A 20,300-nucleotide genomic window follows, 5' to 3' on the forward strand; every position below is an offset into this window, starting at 1 on the left:
AACAGCGGTAAGGCAACGACCCAGGCGTTGGTAATTCTGGCCAGGAAGCTCGCACGAGTGGCATTCGCCCTGATGAGAAATCAGGACGAATACGTTACCAAAGGCGGGAAAATGGCTTGCTGATAACCATAGAATCTCCCACAAAATGTCAGCAACCTTCAGGCATGCGGTATACCTTGTGGGAGCCGCGCTTGCCGGCGATGGGCCGCGAAGCGGCCCCGGTTACAAATGTCTGCTTTGGGTCCAGGCTGGGTAAAAACGTTCGGTGCGATCCGGCTGTTAGAAACATGATTTCTGCAGTGAGGCCCAGCTCTGGGTCGAAAGTCGTCAGTCGCCAAGGGCTGCTATCGACCCTAGCGCCGTTCGCGGAAAGTAGTAAACGGCCGCCAGCGGACGTTCGCGTGGAAAGCTCGCATCAAAAGACATCAGATTGAAGGGTTGCGCGGTAATAAAGCATGCTCTCGTCCCACTCTCCAGACTCACCTGTCATTCACGACTGAGTAGCCGATGCTGATTTCTACCCTTATCAACGGCCGATTGAAAACTCCACCGTTGCAGGACGACCCCCTCGTGCCCTGGTGGAGTTTCACGAAAACGGTATTAGCCGCGACAGCCCTGACATTAGTCCGCGACGGCAGGCTTGACCTGGATGCTTCGCTTCCCGAGGGTGTATTCACTCTGCGCCAACTTCTGCGTCACGAGGCCGGGCTCGCGGACTATGGCGAACTTCCCGAATACCACGCCGCCGTAGCCAATCATGAGTCTGCATGGCCCGTAGGCGAAATGATGCAGCGCCTGGATGGGCACCGACTGCGGTATAGCCCTGGAACGGGTTGGCGTTACTCGAATGTTGGTTTCATGCTGGTAGCCCAAATCATCGAGCGTGCTGCCGACCTGTCGATCGCAGACACTGTCAGACAGCAAGTCCTGAAGCCGCTCGACCTATCGACGGTTCGCTTTGCAACTGAGCGCGCTGAACTGAACGGGAATCACCTGAGTTACGACCCCGGCTGGGTCTATCACGGACTGCTGATTGGCCCTGTTTCACAAGCTGCCCGGCTCTTGGATGGTGTGCTTGCTGGAGATGTCCTACCTGACAATCTGATTCGGGAAATGCAGGCCACACGAGTACTGGGTGGCCCAATGGCAGGTCGGCCTTGGTTGACGCCTGGTTACGCGCTCGGCCTGATGCGAGGCGCAATCGAGGGAGACCTGATATTGGCTGGGCATACCGGATCGGGGCCAGGCAGCGTTGTTGCGGTTTATCGGTGTGATGTTGGTGACTCCGCCGTATGCTGTGCAGTTCACTCGGTGGGGGCGCAAGAGGCAGGTATTGAAAAGCTGGTAGTTCAAGAAATACGAGAGGCGCTAGCAGTGACACGCTGAAGTTATGCGTGCCGCTCGGGACGGCCTCTCCTCGCAACGCCTGCCTTGGGTCGAACGCAGCCAATCCCGGCCGGCAGATCTCGATCCGAAGCGGCCACGGGCGAGTTCGAGCGCGAGAGGAACAAAAAACTAGGCTGGAAGTCGCGTTCCTGGGCGAAATCCAGATCGGCTGACGTGCCCACAAATTTGAGCTTTCATGTAAAAGCGCACACTCTAGGTCTGGCAAAGAGTTTTTATACGCTCCGGGTCGAATGCGGCCGGTCGTGACTGACCGCAATCGACCTAAAGCGACCCTTGGTGGAAGGCAGCAAACGGTTGCATGGCTTCCAGGCCGAGACCCGCGATGTGCCGCACCTGCTCATCGGCATCCTGGGTTGCCAGGCGTAGCGCCTCGATGGCTCGAAGCGCGTCGTCGGGCAGCAGGCCACGGTTATTCAGCCCACTCACGGCGTGACGACGAATGGCTACGTGGGGTGAAGCCAAACCACGCAAGGCTTCGTTGACATCGGCGGTGGTGGTGTCGATCTGACCGTAGACGTCTTCAAGGGCCTCTTCAACAGCAGCCGCGAGCTCAGGACGCTGATCCAGCAGACGCTCAACAGGTGTGTAGTCCAGCACCGGTGGCTCCACGCCCCGCCAGCGGAAACCGTCAAAGTTGGCGCAGACCCCCGCCACAGCGACGTCGAACGCTTGCTGCATGAGCCAGTCGAAATCCTCGAGGTAACCCAAGGCCTTTGCGCACCAGTTGCGGGTCGGTTGTTCACAGGCCGCTATAGCCTGCCGGCGCAGGGCCTGAATGACGGGCTCATCAGCCATGCCAGCCAGCCCGAGAATGCGCGCGGCAGCGGTAGGCTCTTTGTGCCCGTTGAGCTGTTCGATAAGCGCTGCCTGTGCCGGACGGCCGTTGGCAATCAGCCAGCGCTCTGCGTCCTCCCCCGAAATGCCATCCGAACAATGCAAACGGCTGGCGTAGAACGCGGCCTGCTCGGCGAGCGGCAAGGCAGCGACTGCGCGCTGGGTGTTTTCAATGGCCAGTTCGACCGGGAAATTTTCCTCGAACTGCCGGCGGGTCATGCTGCGCTTGGCCAAGGCCATATAGCCAGCAAAGTCATGAAAGATCACCACGAAACCAGGCGTCACACCAGGATGCTGAGCGAAATGGCGGCCCAGCGCCCTGGCGGCACGGCTAACGGTGACCAGCAAGCGTTGCTCAGCCGCTTGCCATTGGCGCGGGCCAAGCCGGTTGGCGTGGGCTTGCAGCTCATCATCAAGCCGCGTGAACGACTCACCCGCGCAAATCTCCCAATCCCAGCGCCAGTCCGCCGGGTTCCACTTCACCGAACTGAAGCTTTCATCTTCCTCGTCGGGGTAGTCTTCGCTGAGTGCTTGCAGGCTGTTTGCGGCAAAGCTGGGCAGCGACAAAACCGCCCCTTCTTCTCGGTAGCTGGCATGAAAGGCTGCGGCGTACAAAGGGCTGCACCCCTCATCTAGCAGCGTTTGCAATGCCTGCCTGGCGGCGTCGAACAGCGCCAGTTCCAGCGCTTTCCAATTCATCATTCAGGTCCTTGCCGACAAGTAGAGTTCAGCCGAGCAGATCGAGCATCCCCTCAAGGGTGCTTTCCAGACGGGCTAATTCAATGTGCGTGCCATCGCCATATTCAGCGGTACGCAGCGCACACTCAATGATCACCGTGAGCCCCCGAGGGGCTCGATGGCCGGGGTATTTGCGCAGCTTGAGTTCGACCCGGGTCGGGCTCAACCAAGTGCTGAGGTCTGCTGACCATAGAGGATCCTGAAAGCCAAACACCACGTTTGCGTTTTGGGTATCGATGATTTGCGGCGGGAACACCCAGTGCGTGTTGCCAGCTTCCCACGGGGTCGCCTGGACTTGGTAGCGACCGTCTGGAGACAAGGACAGTATTTCAATTTCACTCATGAGTGTGCGTTCGCAAAGGCGTGGCCATCGAAGGCGCCTACTTGGAACGGGTCGAAGATGTATTTGACATGGCAGGTAATCATGAAATCAGTCCTTGATTCGGGAGCCCATCATAGGGGGCAACGGCTGCCGGTCAAGACTGACTGCTTTCGACGCATAGCGGACTCCCTCAGGTAGGTATGATCGGGTGCTTGTCGAGTTAGCCGGCGGTGCGCCTCAATAGTTGGGAAAAGCGGTAGATAGCCGCATGAATGTCATCCCTAGCGTCACAATCCCAATCTTCAATGGTTTCGAGTTCGGCTTGAGCCGTGCTATCCGCTCCATGATTTCTGCTACCTCTACAGCCCCACATTGCGCGGCAATTGCCGCCCATTTCTCCTCAGGAATTCTCTCCTGGATCGAAAGTCCTGCCTGTGCTTCTGCATTTAGTGCGGTGAGTTTACTCATCTTTACGCTCCAAGTGAGGCTGTTTCGGCGCTATAGATTCTCAGGCTTCTATGCCCGATTCTGGCCGGTTGCTGCCCCGAACGAAAGGCAGCTAAGGGTCGATAGCGGCCTGTCATGTACGGCAGCTTTCAACCCGAAGCTGGCATTTGTACCCGGGGCCGCTTCGCGGCCCATCGCCGGCAAGCGCGGCTCCCACAGGTACACCGCATGCCTGAAGGCCGGTGACATTCCTGTGGCCGGCTTGCCGGCGATGAGGGCGGACCTGACCACTGAGCTTTGACTCGCTGTCTACTAAGTGTCGAAAGCAGCCAATAACGAGCGGCAGCTTTCGACTCATTGCTGCCCTTCGCATAAGGCGGCAGTCGGCCAGAAGGAGGCGCTGGCGAGTGCTCAAGTTTTGAGGGAACATTCGGGGCATTAGGTACTAGCCGCCAAGGAACGGAAATGGCATTGACCAGCAAGATCACCCCCTACAACCCCACGTGGCCCGCCCGCTTTCTGGCAGACAAGTCACTCATCGCTTCGGCCTTTGGCGATGAACTGATTGCCATCCAACATGTTGGAAGCACCTCCGTTCCAGGACTCGCGGCGAAGCCCGAGATCGATGTACTCATCGAGGTTCACGATCATAGCAACGCCTCGGCGCGGGACGAGGTGTTGATGGGTTTGGGGTATATACGAGGAAGTGATCTGTCGGAAGGGCATCATTTCTATCGGCGTAATGTGGATGGGATTCGCACGCACAAGCTCCACGCTTGTGTTCGTGGCCACATTGCGATCACCCAGATGCTGGGGTTCAGAGATTTGCTCAGATGCAATGCCTCACTGCGCCAGCAGTATGAAGCGTTGAAGCTCCAACTGGAGTCGAGCAATACGGGTGGGATGGCTGAGTATCTGGAGAAAAAGTCTCCGTTTATTATCGCGGCACTACTACATGCCGGTATTGCCGTTCCTGGATGACTGAAAGATCGCTAAGCGACCCAGTATCAAGTGTCTGCATTGGGTGGAAAGCAACCCATCCCGACCGGCAGCTTTCAACCCGAAGCAGGCATTTGTAACTGGGGCCGCTTTGCGGCCCATCGCCGGCAAGCGCGGCTCCCACAGGGGTGGTGCAGAACTGGAGGCTGGTGACGTACCTTTGGGCGACGCGTGCCGCCGGTGTACGGCAGCTACCGACGCGTCGCGCAAATGCCAAAATTGCTCAGCTGCAGCTCGTGGAGTTCAGGTCGTTGATCACATCGTCGAACGCGCTACCGAAGAACTTGGCATCATGCTCGATCGGGTTGTTGTGCTTCCATGCCATCTGGCGTTGCTCATTGTATTTGTAGCCACCGGATCTGGCCGTATCGATAGCTTCACGGCCCTTGCCGACAAACTGGTTCAGGCGGCTGAGCATCACGCTGCAGCCTGGGCCGGTTGCCGTGTTCTGCTTGTGCCAGCCTTCGATCATCTGCGCGGTTTTACCCAGGCTTTCTTCAAATGGCTTGACCGACGCCTCGGCCCCGGCCGACTGGAAGAAGTCGGTGGACAAGCGCATCGATTGCTTGGCGTATAGCACGATCCCGGCGCGGTAATACGCCAGCGAGTCCTGTTCAGCCTCGTCGAACGCCTGTCGGGTGTTGACTTCATCGCGCTTGGCCAGGCCGTCATAGAACTTGGCCTGCTCGATGGCAACGCCCTCGAGCGCTGCATCCAGGGCCGGCTCCATCGCCCTGGCCTTCTGGCCACCATCGCTCAGGTAGCCTTTGGAGGCAGCGTAGTTGGCGAGTTCGCTGTGGACGGGCTGGAGCTTGTCCAGCGCCACCAGCATCGCTTTTGCTGGCGCGTCCAGGTCCGGCATGGGTGACGGCAAGGCCAGGGCCTTGTTAAGGTTGTCGCGCAGGAGGCTGATGTCGTAGGCACTGAACAGGTAGTACTCCGACAGCTTGTTCTTGGGCTGCAGGTCCTTCGAATACTCTGTTCGGCGATGATCCAGAATGGCCGCAAAATTGCCACCGCTGTTGGCGGCGTCGACATAGGCGTTGTACTTCTCGATCTCGATCTGTTCGGCGCTGGGTTGTTCGGCCGCAACCTGGCCTTGAGGGGCCGTCGCACTGCGAGGTGCTTGCGCGTTGTCACAACCGGCCAGCAGAACCCCTGCGGCGATCAGCAGTCCTAGCCATACCCTGCTTGCTTGCATCATCTTCATCCTTGTCATGTCCTGGGGCGACCAGCTGCTGACACATTGCCATCAGCCGGGAGCGGTATTCTAGAGACTCAATACTCGATGAAGTTCAAGCAGAGCCTGCCTTTTTGCGTTTTTGTGGCCGGCCTCGCATTCTGCCTCGGTGACTGCACCGTAAACTTGCATTCGGAACGAAAAGGAATTCGCCATGATTGTCGGGATTGACCTTGGTACGACCAACAGCCTGGTCGCGGTATGGAACGAAAACACCAGTGAGCTGGTGCCCAATGCCCTGGGGCAATTGCTGACGCCCTCTGTGGTCGGGCTCGACGACGAAGGCCGGATACTGGTCGGGCAGGCTGCCCGCGAACGCTTGTGCACGCACCCGTCACTGACCGCAGCGCTATTCAAACGGCATATGGGCAGTGCCCGCACGCTGCAGCTGGGCGCGACGCCGTTTCGTCCCGAAGAGCTGTCGGCGATGCTGCTCAGAAGCCTCAAGGCAGATGTCGAGCGCACCTATGGCGAGGTAGTCACCGAAGCGGTGATCAGCGTGCCGGCCTACTTCAACGATGCCCAGCGCAAGGCGACCCGCATCGCCGGTGAGCTGGCCGGGCTGAAAGTCGACAAGCTGATCAATGAGCCTACCGCCGCGGCGCTCGCCTACGGCCTGCCCCAGCACGGCAGTGAGTCGTCGTTTCTGGTGTTCGACCTGGGCGGTGGCACCTTCGACGTGTCGATCCTCGAGCTGTTCGACGGCGTGATGGAGGTACGTGCCAGCGCAGGCGACAACTACCTGGGTGGCGAGGACTTCGATCAGTTGCTGGCCAGGCAGTTTATCCAGGCCCACGCTGAAGATCCGGACTTCCCGGATAGCGCGTCGATCAGCCCGCTACTGCGCCGCGAGGCCGAGCGGGTACGCATCGCACTGGGCCACTCCCCCACCAGCGAATTCGTGCTGCAGGTCGGTGCGCGACGCTGGCAGCACACCTTCACCCAGCAGGCCATGGCCACGCTGTTCGAGCCCTTGCTGGAGCGGCTGCGCAACCCTGTGGAACGCGCCCTGCGCGATGCCCGCATACGCAGCGACGAGCTGGACCAGGTGCTGCTGGTGGGCGGCGCCACGCGCATGCCGCTGGTCCGCAAGCTGGCTGCCAGCCTGTTCGGCCGCTTCCCTTCGGTGCAGCTGAACCCGGACGAAACTGTAGCGCTGGGCGCTGCGGTGCAGGCCGCCTTGAAGGCACGGCACGCGGCCCTGGAAGAAGTGGTGCTGACCGACGTCTGCCCCTATACCCTCGGCATCGCGACCCTGCGCCAGGTGGGCAACGAACATGAGAGCGGGCACTATTTGCCGATCATCGAGCGCAATTCCACCGTCCCCGTCAGCCGGGTGAAAACCGTGTGCACGGTGCATGAGGCGCAAGAGCTCGTGCGGGTACAGATCTACCAGGGCGAGAGCCGCCTGGTGCGTGACAACATCGCCTTGGGCGAACTGGAAATCCCGGTGCCGCCGAACAAGGGCGTGGTTGAAATTGATGTGCGCTTCACCTACGACAGCAACGGCCTGCTCGAATGCCAGGTCAGCATCCCCGTCACAGGCGAGCAGTACGCGCTGGTCATCGAGAACAACCCCGGCGTGCTCAGCGCCGATGAAATTGCCGAATGCCTGCACAAGCTCGAAGCGCTGAAAGTGCACCCACGCGACCAGCAGGTCAACACCCTGCTGGTCGCCCGCCTGGAGCGCTTGTATGAAGAAAGCCTGGGCGAGCGTCGTGAGCTGGTAGACCACTGGGCCACACGGTTCCAAGAGGCGCTTGCCAGCCAGGATGAACGTGTCATCGGCCAGGCGCGCCACGAGCTGAACGCGCGCATGGCAGCATTCGAAAGCAGCGACGGGCGTTGACCGATGAGCTCGCTTTCCGATTGCTGGCAGGTGCTGGAGCTTACATCCGCGTGCGACGAGCGAAGCCTCAAGCGTCAGTACGCCAAACTGCTCAAAGTCACGCGCCCCGACGAAGACCCGGCCGCGTTCCAGCAGCTGCGCGACGCCTATGAACAGGCCCTGCAGGCGCTGCAGGGGGAGCGCACGGATGCTCAAGTTACCGAACGCGCGCCAGCGCCCGACACACCACCCGCCAGCCGTACGCTCCACGCGGGTTCAGCCCATGAGCAAGCCGTTGCCTTGCTGGACGGGTTCGTCGACTCGGCCATCGAAAAGGCCTGGGCCCAAGCGCAAGCAAAAGGCATCGAGGGCGTCTTCGAACGCCTCTTGTTCGAGCGTTGCCTGCGCGCCGCATCAGCCCATTCCCATACCCTGCACTGGGGTATCGAACAGCGTCAGTGGCTCACCCCATGGCAGCAGTTTCCCGCCTCGCACGCCGAACAGCAGCACCTGTCGCTCATACTCGCTGCCACCCTCTACAACGCGCTCGAACAATTATTGGCCGCAGGCGAGCATGAGCGCTTTAGCGGCATGCTCGAACGGGCCAGTCGCCAAGGCTGGCTAGCGGACCTGGAGCGTCGCCAAGCGCTTCAAGTGCACGTGCTGACCCTGTTGCTGAACGATGAAGGCTGGCCGCCCGAGCTGTTCGAGCACCTGTGCCAGACATTCGCCTGGAACGCATCAGGTGCCGAGCCGCCGATTGCAGACGAGCACTGGCAAACCCTGCGCAGGCGTTACCAACAGCGAGCCTGGCTGAGCCACCTGCGCAGCCTGGCGGATCGCCGCGAGGCGCAGGCCAGCCCCGATGCCAACGCCGCCGCGCTGTTTCTGTCGGCGCCTCAACCTGAGCAGCAAAAGGCAACGGCCGCTGCCTTCGTCGAGGCTGACTGGCAAGCCTGCGAGCGCCTGTCTGAGGCGTTCGCAGCGCGCTACCCCGACCTGCTGGGGATGTTCCCCAACCATGACGCCTGGTTCTGGAAAATGCTGGTCGAGCCCCGCGACCCGCCCCACGGCGTCAAACGCGCCGCCGCTGTGATCACACTGGCCCTGGCGCTGAAAGGCTTGCCCAATCTGGACCCTGTCACCACCTTGATCCTGCTCCCGCTTTACGCGGTGGGCGGGCTGCTTGCAGCGAAGATGGGCCAGTGGCTGTTCGGCCACTGGGCGCAGATTGCAGCCAGCCTTGAGGACATCGATCAACGCCTCAGCGCCTGGTGCGTCAGCAAGCGCCTCACCCGCGACCGCCGCTACCTGGTCATACGCAACGCAGGGCCGTTGCTTGGGCTGGCCGTGCTGTTATGGCATTGGCTGGGGCCGCTTGGCCTGGGCACCTACGTGCTCATTGGCATCATCGGGCTGCTGCAGCCCGCCGATTGGGGGCCGCAGGCCCGCGACTATCGCTGGCGCAGGCCGCTGCAAGCGGTGTATCGGATTGCCGGGCTCAGTGGCGTGCAGTGGCTGCTTTGCAGCGTGATGGTGGTGGTGATCGCTTGGATGCGGTGGGTAGCCTGATCGCCTTTGACACCTGAGTGAGCCACGAGACATGACAATGGCATACGCATCCCAGTATCCCTCAAGCCCGCGTGGCGCTTAGGGCTAGCAAAGCCTGCCGTTTTCACACGGTGCAATCGATAGTCACTATCGAGAATGGCAATTTCTAATGATCGCGGCCGCTCAATAACCTTGCTCCATCGATTCGTCATACACCATCCCCGAATCCTGGAGCTTCGCGATGAACACCACGGCCCGCCTGCTGCTCGCCACCTTGTCCGCTACAGCCATTGCCGTGCTCAGCGGTTGCGCCAGCCACCCGGAATTGCGCCCTTACACCGCGGAAGAAACCCGCCAGCTGCAGCTCGAAGCCATCCAGCGCCAGGCACTGTCCCTGGATGAGTACGAACTGCGCAAGCGCGTGATCTTGCGCGCCGCCAGCAAGCAGGTGGTGACCGAGGCGGCCGAAACGCCCGGGGCGATCGAAGGTTGAATTCAAAAAGCAGGCAGTACGTTCGCCACCTGGGCCAGAACCCGATTGAGCCCGCCTGAATCCGCTAAGTACGCCGTATTGTTTTCCCCACCCGCCAACACAGGTATCCTGTGCCGCTCAAGCGCAAGCCTTCCAGGACGGTGACCATGACCAGGCCCTTTCTGTTGCTCAGTGCGGCTCTGCTGTTCAGCACAGCGCTGCAGGCGCAGCAAATACAGCGCGAACTGGGCGATTTCGACTTCAAACTTGGCACCACGCCTTCACGCAGCATGGCCCAGGGGCTGATTTCGCCCAGCGCCAGCGGCGCCTTTCACGGTGGCCTGGACCTCACCCACCCCAGCGGTTGGTACGTGGGCCAGTATGCGCCGAGCATGGGGGTAACGCCTGACTCGACACTGCGCCTCGACAGCTACCTGGGCTACAAGCACCACTTCGACAGCACACTGGGTTATGAGGTAGGCCTGATCCATTACAGCCAGCCGAATATCGCAGGGCCAGACAGCTATGCGTTGTATGGCGGCATTTCGGTCATGGGCAGCCGGATCGGCGGGGCCTGGCGTGACAACCCGGACAATCGCACCGGTACGCTGTTCGCCGATTTCGGCCAATTGCCGTTGTTCGACATCGACCTCACGGTCAAACTCGCCCATCATCGCCTGGGCACGCCCTTCACCATCGGCGACGGCAGCCAGGTCAATGCCTTCTCCGACTGGTCACTGGAGCTGTCGCGGCCGTGGCTGGGCATCGACCTGAACCTGATCTACAGCAACTCCGACCTCAACGGCGGGGGCTGCGATGCCTATGCCGGGATCAACGCGTATTGCGAGAGCATGGTGACGTTCAAGGCTCAGCGTAGTTTCTTCTAGGGGGCCGGGGGCGGTTGCAATGGGCTGTCTGCACCCTCAGGCATCAAGGTGGCGATCAACGCCCTCACCGTCCCAGGCAACGCATCCAGCTCACGCACCAGAATGCTCCGCTCACGCACGGCCCAGGCTTCATCCAGTTCGATGGTGACCAGGTTCATGGTCTGGCTGTGGCGGATCGCCGCCGACTCGGGGATGATGCCAATCCCCACGCCCGCCTCCACCAGCCGGCAGATGGCCTCAAAGCTCGACAGTTGGATACGCAGCGACAGGCTCAGGCCCATGCGCTCGACATGGTCACGCAGGAAGCTGAGCAAGGTGCTGCCGTCGTGCAGCCCGATATGCTGAAACGCCAGCGTTTGCCTCAACGTGACCTGCCGGCTGCCAGCCAGCTCATGCCCTGCCGGCACGATCAGCACCAGCCGGTCGGTACTGAAGTGCAGCACTTGCAAGCCGCTGGCTTCCACGGGGCCGGCAATGATGCCCATGTCGGTGCTGCCATCGAGCACACCGCGCACGATATCCCGCGACAGGCGCTCCTGCAGGTCCACGGTCACGCCGGGACGTTTGGCGAGAAAGCCCGCCAGCACTTCGGGCAGGAACTCGGTCACGGCAGTGGTGTTGGCAAAGATGCGGATATGCCCGGCCGAATCGGTGCCGAACTGGGCGAATTCGGCTTTCAGGTAGTCCACCTGGCGCATGATCAACCGCGCATGCATGAGCAGTTTCTGCCCCGCCGGCGTCAGCTCTACACCCCGGCTGTCACGGTACAACAGGCGCGTGTCCAGCTGCGCTTCCAGCGCCTTGACCCGTGCACTGGCGGCGGCTGGCGAGAGGAATGCCCGCCGCGCGCCTTGGGTCAGGCTCGGTGACTCGCCGATATGAATGAACAGCCTCAGGTCTGCCAGATCGAAATGCATGGGCCTATCCGAAAGGGGTACAGGCGTTCAGCATACACGAACGCTGCTTTACACAAATGCAAATTCACAGAATGCCAGGTGCCTCGCATGATCGCTGCATAACAACAAATGCAGAGGCCAATGGTTATGACTGCTACGCACCCGCCCACGGATTACAGCGCCTGGATCGGCCGCACCGAAGAAGCCGTCGATGAGCTCAGCCGCAACCTGATCAAGCGCATCGCCGCCACGCTCGGCGAAAGCGCCCCTGCCGTGGGGCAGCCCTTGCCACCGCTGTGGATGTGGTGTTTTTTCCAGGAGCCGGTGGCCGAATCGCAACTGGGCAGCGATGGCCACCCGGCGCGCGGCGGCTTCCTGCCCCCCGCCGACAACCGCAACCGCATGTGGGCCGGGGGCCGTGTCGAGTTCATCGCCCCGCTCAAGGTCGGTGCCGAGGCCCAGCGCCTGTCGACCATCGTGAATATCGAAGAAAAGCACGGGCGCAGTGGCGCATTGCTGTTCGTCACCGTGCGCCACGAGTATTCACAGCAGGGCGCACTGTGCGTGCGTGAAGAGCAGGATATCGTCTACCGCGAACCGACCCCGCCCAAACTCAGCAGTGCCGTGCCAAGCGCACCCAGCGACTGGAGCGAGGCCGTTACGCCCTCCCCGACCCTGCTGTTCCGTTACTCCGCCGTCACCTTCAACGGCCACCGCATCCACTACGACTACCCCTATGTCACCGGCACCGAGGGCTACCCCGGCCTGGTGGTGCACGGCCCGTTGATCGCCACCCTCACCCTGCGCGCCTTCCAGCGCGCCAACCCTGGCAAACGCCTGCGCCAGTTCGCCTACCGCGGCGTACGCCCACTGACCGTGCCCACCCCATTCGACGTGGCCGGGCGCATGGGCGCACCGGGCCAGGCGCAACTGTGGGCCGGCAATGCCGACGGCGTGGCGCAGAGCGCCGACGTGCTTTTCGACTGAGAACTGGACAGGGAACCCCCGCATGCATACGTACGACAGCGATGATCTCAATGCCATCCGCGAAGGCGTGCGCGCCTTGTGTGCCGAATTCGACGCCGGCTACTGGCGCAAGATCGATGAAGAAAAAGGCTTCCCCGAAGCCTTTGTAAAAGCCATGACCGACGCTGGGTGGCTGTCGGCGATGATCCCCGAGCACTACGGCGGATCGGGCCTGGGCCTGGCCGAAGCTTCGGTGATCCTGGAAGAAGTGAATGCCTGCGGTGGCAACTCCGGCACCGTGCATGGGCAGATGTACAACATGTTCACCCTGCTGCGCCATGGCAGCGAGGAGCAGAAGCGCCACTACCTGCCCAAACTGGCCAGTGGCGAACTGCGCCTGCAGTCGATGGGCGTGACCGAGCCGACCACCGGTACCGACACCACCAAGATCAAGACCACGGCGGTGCGCCAGGGCGACAAGTATGTGATCAACGGGCAGAAGGTGTGGATCTCGAGGGTCCAGCATTCCGACCTGATGATCCTGCTGGCCCGCACCACGCCCTTGCCTGAGGTGAAGAAAAAGTCCGAGGGCATGTCGATCTTCCTGGTCGACCTGCGCGAGGCCATCGGCAAGGGCCTGACCGTGCAGCCGATCGCCAACATGGTCAACCACGAGACCAACGAGCTGTTCTTCGACAACCTCGAGCTGCCGGCCAGCAGCCTGATCGGTGAAGAAGGCAAGGGCTTCCGCTACATCCTCGACGGCCTCAACGCCGAGCGCACCCTGATTGCCGCCGAATGCATCGGCGATGGCCGCTGGTTCGTCGAGAAAGCGAGCCAGTACGCCCGTGACCGCGAGGTGTTCGGCCGGCCGATCGGCAAGAACCAAGGCGTGCAGTTCCCCATCGCCGAGGCGCACATCGAAATCGAAGCCGCCGACCTGATGCGCTGGCGCGCCTGCGCCGAGTACGACAGCGGGCAGCCGGCCGGGGCCAGCGCCAACATGGCCAAGTACCTGGCGGCGAAGGCTTCCTGGGAGGCTGCCAATGCGTGCCTGCAGACCCACGGCGGCTTTGGCTTCGCTTGCGAATACGACGTCGAGCGCAAGTTCCGCGAGACCCGCCTGTACCAGGTGGCGCCTATTTCCACCAACCTGATCCTGTCCTACGTGGCCGAGCACCTGCTCGAACTGCCGCGCAGCTTCTGAGGGCTTGAGCATGCAGCATACCCATGCCCTGGCCGGCTTTCTCGCCGACCTGCGCTACCCGCACCTGCCCGGCCACGTGCTGGACCGCACCGAAGACCTGTTCCTGGACTGGCTTGGCTCAGCCTTGGCAAGCCAAGGCGCGCATCCGATCCCGCTGTTCGAGCGCTATGCCGAACGCATGGGGCCTGCGCAAGGCCGTGCGCGGGTGCTGACCAACGGGCGCACGTCATCGCCCTACTTCGCCGCCCTGGTCAATGGCGCGGCCTCGCACCTGGTCGAGCAGGACGATTTGCACAACAGCTCGGTGCTGCACCCGGCCACTGTCGTGTTTTCTGCCGTTCTGGCGGCGGCGCAGGACCTTGGCAAGTCTGGCCAGGACCTGCTGCTGGCTGCGGTAGCCGGCTATGAAGCCGGCATCCGCATCGGTGAATTCCTCGGCCGCTCGCATTACCGCATCTTCCATACCACCGCCACTGCCGGCACCCTGGCCGCCGCCGTGGGTGTGGGCAAACTGCTGGGCTTCAACCAGGCGCAGTTCATCAACCTGCTCGGCAGCGCTGGCACCCAGGCCGCCGGGCTCTGGGAGTTTCTGCGCGACGCCGCCGACTCCAAACAGCTGCACACCGCCAAGGCTGCCGCCGACGGCCTGCTGGCCGCCTACCTCACCGCCGATGGCCTGAGCGGTGCGCGCAATATTCTCGAAGGCGAACAGGGCATGGCCGCCGGCATGTCCTGCGATGCTGACCCGGCGCGCCTGAGCGACCGCCTGGGCACCCGTTGGGCCCTGGTGGAAACCTCATTCAAGTACCACGCGTCGTGTCGCCATACCCACCCCGCCGCCGATGCCTTGCTGGTGCTGATGCAGCGCGAAGGCCTGCGCCATGACCAGATCGCCAAGGTCGTCACCCGCGTGCATCAGGGCGCGATCGATGTGCTTGGCCGCGTTACCACACCGGCCACCGTCCACCAGGCCAAGTTCTCGATGGGCACCGTACTTGGGCTGATTGCGGTGCATGGCAGCGCTCAACTCATCGACTTCCGTGACCTGGCGCTGAACGACCCACAGGTCGCGCACTTTCGCGAGCGCGTCGAGATGCACCTGGACACCGAAGTGGACGCCGCCTACCCCAAGCGCTGGCTGGGCCGCGTGGAGGTCACCGGCAACGACGGCCGGCGCTTCAGCGCCGCCATCGACGAACCCAAAGGCGACCCCGGCAACACCCTGTCGCGCCCTGAGCTCGAGGCCAAGTTCCAGCGCCTGCTGGCCTATTCCGGCGCGCGCAGCCCGGCCCAGGGCCAGGCATTGATCGAGCGCGTGTGGCAACTGCGCGACGCCCGCTCGCTGGCTGATCTGCACTGAACACCAACAGGTGACCCTATGACTCAAACAACGCCCCGCCCGCTGGACGGCATCACCGTGATCAGCCTGGAGCACGCCATCGCGGCCCCCTTCTGCACCCGTCAGCTGGCCGACCTAGGCGCCCGCGTGATCAAGGTCGAGCGCCCTGGCAGCGGCGATTTCGCCCGCGGCTACGATCAGCGTGTCGATGGCCTGGCCTCGCACTTCGTATGGACCAACCGCTCAAAGGAAAGCCTTACCCTGGACCTCAAGCAGGACGCCGCCGACGGTATTCTCCAGGCCCTGCTGGCCAAGGCGGATGTGCTGGTGCAAAACCTCGCCCCGGGTGCAGCAGCGCGCATGGGGCTGTCGTTCGAGGCCCTGCACGCGCGCTTCCCACGGCTGATCGTGTGCGATATCTCCGGCTATGGCGAAGGCGGGCCTTATGAAAAGAAAAAAGCCTATGACCTGCTGATCCAGAGCGAAGGCGGCTTTCTTTCGGTGACCGGTGGCTCGGGCGAAAACGACATGGCCAAGGCCGGCTGCTCGATCGCCGACATCGCCGCCGGCATGTACGCGTATACCGGCGTGCTCTCGGCGTTGCTGCTGCGGGAGAAAACCGGTGTCGGCAGCCGCATCGACGTCTCGATGCTCGAAAGCCTGGTGGAGTGGATGGGCTACCCGATGTACTACGCCTACGACGGCGCGCCGCCGCCCCCGCGTGCCGGCGCTTCGCACTCCACCATCTACCCGTATGGGCCGTTCCCCACTGGCGGTGGCGGCACCATCATGCTTGGCCTTCAGAACGAACGGGAATGGGCGCTGTTTTGCGAAAAGGTGCTGCTTGACCCGAAGCTGGCCAGTGATGACCGCTTCAATGCCAACTTCAAGCGCTCGGATAACCGCGAGGTGCTGCGCCAGATCATCATCGAGGGCTTCGCCAGCCTGTCGCTGGACCAGGTAGTGGCACGCCTTGAAGAGGCGCAAATCGCCAACGCCCGGGTCAACGACATGCACGGGGTGTGGCACCACCCACAGTTGCAGGCCCGCGACTGCTGGCGTGAAGTGGACAGCCCGGCCGGCAAGCTGCCCTCGCTGCTGCCACCAGGGCGCAACGCAGCCTTTGCCCCGCGCATGGACGCCGTGCCGGCGCTTGGGCAACACACCCAGGGCATCCTCGGCGAACTGGGCTTGAGCCCGGCAGAGCAGGCCAGCCTGGCCGCAAGCGGTGTGGTATGAACGCCGTCCGCTCTGCGCTGTTCGTACCCGGCAGCCGGCCTGAGCGTTTCGCCAAGGCGCTGGCGGCGGGGGCTGATGCCGTCATCGTCGATTTCGAGGATGCCGTGGAGGAGCCCCTCAAGCGTCAGGCCCGGGACAACCTGGGGGCTTTCCTGCAGGCCACGCCACTGGCGTCGGTGTGGGTCCGGGTGAACGCGCCGCAGCACCCGGAACATGCCTCGGACCTGGCCTTTTGCGCGCAGCAGCCTGGCATCGCCGGCGTGCTGCTGCCCAAGGTGGAAAACGCAGCCCAGGTGGCCGTAGCACGGCACACCGGCAAACCGGTATGGCCCATCATCGAAAGCGCCAAGGGGCTGTTGGCGCTGGAGCAGATCGCCCATGCCGAGGGGGTCGAGCGCTTGTCGTTCGGCAGCCTGGACCTGGCGCTGGACCTTCACCTGAACACCGACAGCGCTGCTGCCCGGCAATTTCTCGATCAAGCACGCATGGCCGTGCAGCTACACTCGCGGGGTGCCGACCTGCTGCCACCGCTCGATGGGGTATTTCCGGCCATTGCCGATGCCGAAGGTTTGCACCAGGCGATGCGCCATGCCTACGACCTGGGGTATGGCGGGGCGTTGTGCATTCACCCCGCCCAGGTGGCGGTGATTCACGCGGCTTTCACCCCCAGCGCCGAGGCGCTGGCATGGGCCCGCCGGGTGCTGACGGCGAGCGCCGCAGCCAACGGGGCCGGTGCGTTTCAGCTGGACGGGCAAATGGTGGATGCGCCAGTGGTGTTGCGGGCGCAGCGGTTGTTGGCACAGGCGCCCGCTTGAACCGCGCGGGCGTTCGGCTATACCGAATGCTGTCTTATACAAATGCTAATTCACCACACGCAAGCCATTGGTCCATCTTTACCTCCAATCCTCCTACAACAATAAATCAGAGGTGACATCGATGTTGAAGCTGACCCAGGCGCTGTTCTGCGCCGCTGCAGTGTCCATGGCCGGCCTTGCACAGGCTGCCGATCCGATAATCATCAAGTTCGCCCACGTGGTGGCCGACAGCACGCCCAAAGGCCAGGGTGCGCTGATGTTCCAGAAGCTGGTGGCGCAGGACCCGAAGCTCAAGGACAAGGTCAAGGTCGAGGTCTACCCCAACTCGTCACTGTTCGGCGACGGCAAGGAGATGGAGGCACTGCTGTTGGGTGACGTGCAGATGCTGGCGCCTTCCCTGGCCAAGTTCGAGCACTACAACAAGCAGGTACAGATCTTCGACCTGCCGTTCCTGTTCGACGATCTGGCGGCCGTCGACCGCTTCCAGCAAGGCCCGCAGGGCAAGGCATTGCTGACCTCGATGGACGATAAAGGCATCCACGGCCTGGCCTACTGGCACAACGGCCTCAAGCAGCTGTCGGCCAACAAGAAAGTGATCCTGCCCAAAGATGCCCGCGGCTTGAAGTTCCGCGTGCAAGCCTCCAGCGTGCTCGAAGAGCAGTTCAAGGCGATCCGCGCCAACCCGCGCAAGATGAGCTTCGCCGAGGTTTATCAAGGCCTGCAGACCGGCACGGTCAACGGCACCGAAAACACCTGGTCCAATTACGAAAGCCAGAAGGTCAACGAGGTGCAGCCGTTCTTCACCGAGACCAACCATGGCCTGATCGACTACATGGTGATCACCAACGCCAAGTTCTGGAGCGGCCTGCCTGAAGATGTACGTACCGAGCTGCAAACGCTCATGGACCAGGTCACCGTCGAGGTGAACAAACAGGCCGAAGCCCTCAACCAGACCTCCAGGCAGAAAATCATCGATGCCAAGACCAGCGAGATCGATGCCCTGACTGCCGAGCAGCGCCAGCAATGGCGTGAGGCCATGCGCCCGGTGTGGGACAAGTTCTCCGACCAGATCGGCGCTGACCTGATCAAGGCCGCCGAGGCGGCCAACAAGGCTTCCTGACAGCCGCACGCCCTGCCCCGGCCACCTCTGGCACAGGTGGCCAACCCTCTCTCTGTGTGGAGAATTCCTATGCAATCGCTCAGGCGTGTCTGGGAGCACTTCGAGGAGGGCATGATCGCCTTTCTCCTGGCGGCCATGACCTTGGTGACCTTCGTCTACGTAGCACTGAACAACCTCTATACCGTGTTCTACACGCTCAGTGATCACTGGAGTTTTGCCAGTGACCTGCTGCTGGGCATCGGCGACCACCTGATGGGTTACGCCCAGGAAATGACCTGGAGCATAGCCCTGACCAAGGCGCTCTTTGGCTGGCTGATCTTTTTCGGTATTGCCTATGGCGTGCGCACCGCCGGCCACCTGGGGGTCGACGTTTTGGTGCGGCGCACCCCCAAGCCCGTACAACGCGTGCTGGCGATGATCGCCTGTGCCTGTTGCCTGGCGTATGCCGGGCTGTTCCTGGTGGCGAGCATCAAGTGGGTAAGCGCGGTGCTGGTCGCCGGCATCGGCGCCGAAGACCTGGACCGCTACGGCATCAAGGTCGGCCATATCGCACTGATCGTGCCCTTCGGTTTCGCCTTGGTCATCGTCCGCTACCTGCAGATCCTCTATCGCCTGTTCACCCACCGCCAGTATGGCCTGGGCCTGGCCGACGAGGCTGCCGAGGCGAGCAAGCTGGCCAACCCAGGTGAGGAGCATCACTGATGACGGTCATCTGCCTGTTCCTGTTGTTGTTCGTGTTCATGTTCCTGGGGGTGCCGATCGCGATTTCGCTGGGCTTGTCGGGCGCACTTTCAATCCTGATGTTCAGCCAGGACTCCCTGAGCTCGCTGGCGATCAAGCTGTTCGAGACCTCCGACAGCTACACCTTCCTGGCCATCCCCTTCTTCCTGCTGTCGGGCGCGTTCATGACCACCGGGGGCGTGGCGCAGCGGCTGATCGACTTCGCCAACGCCTGTGTCGGCCACATACGCGGCGGCCTGGCCATTGCCGCGGTACTGGCATGCATGCTGTTCTCGGCGCTGTCGGGCTCGTCACCGGCCACAGTCGCGGCGGTGGGTTCGATCGCCGTTGCCGGCATGGTGCGCTCCGGTTACCCACGCGAGTTCGGCGCCGGGATCATCTGCAACGCAGGCACCCTGGGCATCCTGATTCCGCCATCGATCGTCATGGTGGTGTATTCGGCGGCGACCGAAACCTCGGTAGGCAAGCTGTTCATGGCCGGTGTGGTACCCGGCATCCTGCTGGGCCTGGCGCTGATGGTGACGATCTACATCGTCGCCCGGATCAAGAACCTGCCGGCACAACCTCGTGCCAGTTTTGCCCAGTGGTTGAGTACCGCCAGGCGTGCGTTCTGGGGGCTGTTGCTGCTGGTGATCATATTGGGCGGCATCTACAGCGGCATGTTCACCCCCACCGAGGCGGCCGCCGTGGCAGCGGTGTACTCGGCGTTCATCGCGCTGTTCGTGTACAAGGACATGCGCCTGCGCGACTGCCCGAAAGTACTGCTGGAGTCGGGGCGGCTGACCATCATGTTGCTGTTCATCATCGCCAACGCCATGTTGTTCGCCCATGTGCTGACCACCGAGCAGATCCCGCAGCAGATCACCCAGTGGGTGATGGCCGAGGGCCTGACGCCGATCGGCTTCCTGATCATGGTCAACGTTGTGCTGCTGGTGGCGGGCAGCTTCATGGAGCCGTCGGCGATCATCCTGATTCTGGCGCCGATCTTCTTCCCGATCGCCATGAAGCTTGGGATCGACCCGATCCACCTGGGGATCGTCATGGTGGTGAACATGGAGATCGGCCTGGTGCATCCACCGGTGGGGCTGAACCTGTTCGTGACCTCAGCGGTGACGGGCCTGACGCTGGGGCAGACGATTCGCGCCGCACTGCCGTGGCTGTCGATCCTGCTGCTGTTCCTGATACTGGTGACGTACGTGCCGTTCATTTCGCTGGCACTGCCGCAGTGGCTGGGCATGCCGTGATGCACTGA

The 20,300-nt window shown here is 62.4% G+C and carries 19 protein-coding genes and 1 pseudogene; 15 read left to right on the forward strand and 5 right to left on the reverse strand.

Annotated features, from left to right (window positions below; all coding sequences use genetic code 11):
* Positions 1 to 123, forward strand: a pseudogene (locus tag ACIPZH_RS10200) (IS110 family transposase); the annotation flags it as partial.
* Positions 124 to 507: 384 nt separating this feature from the next.
* Entirely contained in the window at positions 508 to 1,386 is an 879-nt protein-coding gene (locus tag ACIPZH_RS10205; protein WP_400636089.1) for a serine hydrolase domain-containing protein, read from the forward strand.
* A 282-nt stretch (positions 1,387 to 1,668) separates the two neighbouring features.
* Here ACIPZH_RS10205 and ACIPZH_RS10210 read toward each other — a convergent pair whose 3' ends face one another.
* From ACIPZH_RS10210 to ACIPZH_RS10220, 3 genes are all read right to left on the reverse strand, one after another.
* Entirely contained in the window at positions 1,669 to 2,943 is a 1,275-nt protein-coding gene (locus ACIPZH_RS10210; RefSeq protein WP_400636090.1) for a DUF4303 domain-containing protein, read from the reverse strand.
* A 25-nt stretch (positions 2,944 to 2,968) separates the two neighbouring features.
* Entirely contained in the window at positions 2,969 to 3,322 is a 354-nt protein-coding gene (locus ACIPZH_RS10215; protein ID WP_241803798.1) for a hypothetical protein, read from the reverse strand.
* A gap of 216 nt (positions 3,323 to 3,538) precedes the next feature.
* Entirely contained in the window at positions 3,539 to 3,769 is a 231-nt protein-coding gene (locus ACIPZH_RS10220; RefSeq protein WP_400636091.1) for a hypothetical protein, read from the reverse strand.
* A 444-nt stretch (positions 3,770 to 4,213) separates the two neighbouring features.
* Between ACIPZH_RS10220 and ACIPZH_RS10225 the strand changes: the two genes are divergently transcribed.
* Positions 4,214 to 4,729: a GrpB family protein gene (locus ACIPZH_RS10225; protein WP_400636092.1), complete on the forward strand. Its 516-nt coding sequence runs from the start codon at positions 4,214 to 4,216 to the stop codon at positions 4,727 to 4,729.
* 241 nt (positions 4,730 to 4,970) lie between these two features.
* Here the strand turns inward: ACIPZH_RS10225 and ACIPZH_RS10230 are convergent, their stop codons facing one another.
* Positions 4,971 to 5,948 carry a YiiG family protein gene (locus ACIPZH_RS10230; RefSeq protein ID WP_400636093.1) on the reverse strand — a complete coding sequence of 326 codons (978 nt, stop codon included), beginning with the start codon at positions 5,946 to 5,948 and terminating at the stop codon, positions 4,971 to 4,973.
* A gap of 193 nt (positions 5,949 to 6,141) precedes the next feature.
* Here ACIPZH_RS10230 and ACIPZH_RS10235 point away from each other — a divergent pair, with 193 nt between their 5' ends.
* The 4 genes from ACIPZH_RS10235 to ACIPZH_RS10250 all read left to right on the forward strand — a co-directional run bounded on the left by ACIPZH_RS10235 (position 6,142) and on the right by ACIPZH_RS10250 (position 10,725).
* Positions 6,142 to 7,836 (forward strand): Hsp70 family protein, encoded by a 1,695-nt coding sequence (locus tag ACIPZH_RS10235; protein WP_400636094.1) that lies wholly within the window; start codon positions 6,142 to 6,144, stop codon positions 7,834 to 7,836.
* Positions 7,837 to 7,839: 3 nt separating this feature from the next.
* Positions 7,840 to 9,387: a J domain-containing protein gene (locus ACIPZH_RS10240; RefSeq protein ID WP_400636095.1), complete on the forward strand. Its 1,548-nt coding sequence runs from the start codon at positions 7,840 to 7,842 to the stop codon at positions 9,385 to 9,387.
* Positions 9,388 to 9,607: 220 nt separating this feature from the next.
* Positions 9,608 to 9,859 carry a hypothetical protein gene (locus ACIPZH_RS10245; protein ID WP_400626637.1) on the forward strand — a complete coding sequence of 84 codons (252 nt, stop codon included), beginning with the start codon at positions 9,608 to 9,610 and terminating at the stop codon, positions 9,857 to 9,859.
* 146 nt (positions 9,860 to 10,005) lie between these two features.
* Complete coding sequence (locus ACIPZH_RS10250) at positions 10,006 to 10,725, forward strand: TorF family putative porin (protein ID WP_241805198.1); 720 nt, start codon at positions 10,006 to 10,008, stop codon at positions 10,723 to 10,725.
* Here ACIPZH_RS10250 and ACIPZH_RS10255 read toward each other — a convergent pair.
* On the reverse strand, positions 10,722 to 11,642 hold the full coding sequence (locus tag ACIPZH_RS10255) for a LysR family transcriptional regulator (RefSeq protein ID WP_267816667.1): 921 nt from the start codon (positions 11,640 to 11,642) through the stop codon (positions 10,722 to 10,724). The genes ACIPZH_RS10250 and ACIPZH_RS10255 overlap by 4 nt on opposite strands.
* 126 nt (positions 11,643 to 11,768) lie before the next feature.
* Here ACIPZH_RS10255 and ACIPZH_RS10260 point away from each other — a divergent pair, with 126 nt between their 5' ends.
* The 8 genes from ACIPZH_RS10260 (at position 11,769) to dctM (ending at position 20,292) form a co-directional block, all read left to right on the forward strand.
* A complete protein-coding gene (locus tag ACIPZH_RS10260) occupies positions 11,769 to 12,608 on the forward strand; it encodes a MaoC family dehydratase N-terminal domain-containing protein (RefSeq protein WP_400636096.1) in 840 nt (279 codons plus the stop codon).
* A 22-nt stretch (positions 12,609 to 12,630) separates the two neighbouring features.
* The gene (locus tag ACIPZH_RS10265) at positions 12,631 to 13,794 is read left to right on the forward strand and encodes an acyl-CoA dehydrogenase family protein (RefSeq protein WP_267816672.1); all 1,164 of its coding nucleotides are present in this window, start codon (positions 12,631 to 12,633) and stop codon (positions 13,792 to 13,794) included.
* Between the two features lie 10 nt (positions 13,795 to 13,804).
* Positions 13,805 to 15,154, forward strand: a complete 1,350-nt coding sequence (locus ACIPZH_RS10270; RefSeq protein WP_241805202.1) for an MmgE/PrpD family protein — start codon at positions 13,805 to 13,807, stop codon at positions 15,152 to 15,154.
* A gap of 18 nt (positions 15,155 to 15,172) precedes the next feature.
* Positions 15,173 to 16,372, forward strand: coding sequence for a CaiB/BaiF CoA transferase family protein (locus ACIPZH_RS10275; protein WP_400636097.1), 1,200 nt, complete (start codon positions 15,173 to 15,175; stop codon positions 16,370 to 16,372).
* Positions 16,369 to 17,187, forward strand: coding sequence for an HpcH/HpaI aldolase/citrate lyase family protein (locus ACIPZH_RS10280; RefSeq protein ID WP_400636098.1), 819 nt, complete (start codon positions 16,369 to 16,371; stop codon positions 17,185 to 17,187). The genes ACIPZH_RS10275 and ACIPZH_RS10280 overlap by 4 nt, the downstream gene beginning before the upstream one ends.
* Positions 17,188 to 17,308: 121 nt before the next feature.
* Positions 17,309 to 18,307: a TRAP transporter substrate-binding protein gene (locus ACIPZH_RS10285; RefSeq protein ID WP_400636099.1), complete on the forward strand. Its 999-nt coding sequence runs from the start codon at positions 17,309 to 17,311 to the stop codon at positions 18,305 to 18,307.
* 69 nt (positions 18,308 to 18,376) lie between these two features.
* Positions 18,377 to 19,009, forward strand: a complete 633-nt coding sequence (locus tag ACIPZH_RS10290) for a TRAP transporter small permease (RefSeq protein ID WP_241805206.1) — start codon at positions 18,377 to 18,379, stop codon at positions 19,007 to 19,009.
* On the forward strand, positions 19,009 to 20,292 hold the full coding sequence (gene dctM, locus ACIPZH_RS10295; protein WP_241805207.1) for a C4-dicarboxylate TRAP transporter large permease protein DctM: 1,284 nt from the start codon (positions 19,009 to 19,011) through the stop codon (positions 20,290 to 20,292). The genes ACIPZH_RS10290 and dctM overlap by 1 nt, the downstream gene beginning before the upstream one ends.
* Positions 20,293 to 20,300: the final 8 nt, after the last annotated feature.

The organism is Pseudomonas sp. NPDC089758, from assembly GCF_044748705.1.
GTDB lineage: Bacteria > Pseudomonadota > Gammaproteobacteria > Pseudomonadales > Pseudomonadaceae > Aquipseudomonas > Aquipseudomonas putida_X.